The sequence below is a fragment of the Natrinema soli genome, assembly GCF_028618695.1.
Genome location: NZ_JAQIVI010000005.1, coordinates 1 through 612 on the forward strand (window position 1 = coordinate 1; position 612 = coordinate 612).

Annotated in this window: 1 protein-coding gene and 1 pseudogene; one reads left to right on the forward strand and one right to left on the reverse strand. The window is 68.6% G+C overall.

Annotated features, from left to right (window positions below):
* Window positions 1-429, forward strand: a 429-nt coding sequence (locus tag PGX04_RS00355) for a class II aldolase/adducin family protein (RefSeq protein WP_273736706.1), incomplete at its 5' end; no start/stop codon positions are given.
* Window positions 430-464: 35 nt separating this feature from the next.
* On the opposite strand, the pseudogene PGX04_RS00360 reads toward PGX04_RS00355, so the two are convergent.
* A pseudogene (locus PGX04_RS00360) lies at window positions 465-612 on the reverse strand (orotate phosphoribosyltransferase); the annotation flags it as partial.

Consider the following 612-nt stretch of genomic DNA (forward strand, 5'->3'; position numbering starts at 1 on the left):
CCGAGCAGCGAGGTCCCGATGCACGCCGCGATCTACCGGCGCGAAGACGTCGGCGCGATCGTCCACACCCACTCGTCGTGGTCGACCGCGATGGCCGTCGCACACGAGCCGCTGCCGCCGATTCACTACATGATCGTCGCGGTCGGAAAGCGCGTCCCGGTCGCCGAGTACGCGCCGTACGGGACCGACGAGCTGGCCGAACACATCGTCAGCGCGATGGACGAGGCCGACGCGACGGCGACGTTCGTCGAGAACCACGGTCTCGTCGTCACCGCGTCGGACGTCGAAACCGCCCTCGAGAACACCCACCACGTCGAGAGCCTCGCTCGACTGTACCTCGAGACCCGCGCGGCCGGACTCGAGCCCGAGACGCTGTCGGACGAGCAGTTGGAAACGGTGCTCGAGAAGTTCGAATCCTACGGTCAGTGAATTGCCGTTCCGCTCGCTACCGGGACGCCGGTCGGTCAGTCGCGATCGGCCAACAGCTCGCTCGCGGTCACCAGCGCTTCCATCTCGACTCCGGCGTCCTCGATATTCTCGCGGCCGCCCTCCTCGCGGTCGACGACGACCAGCGCGCGCTCGACGGTCGCGCCCGCCTCCCGGAGCGCCTCG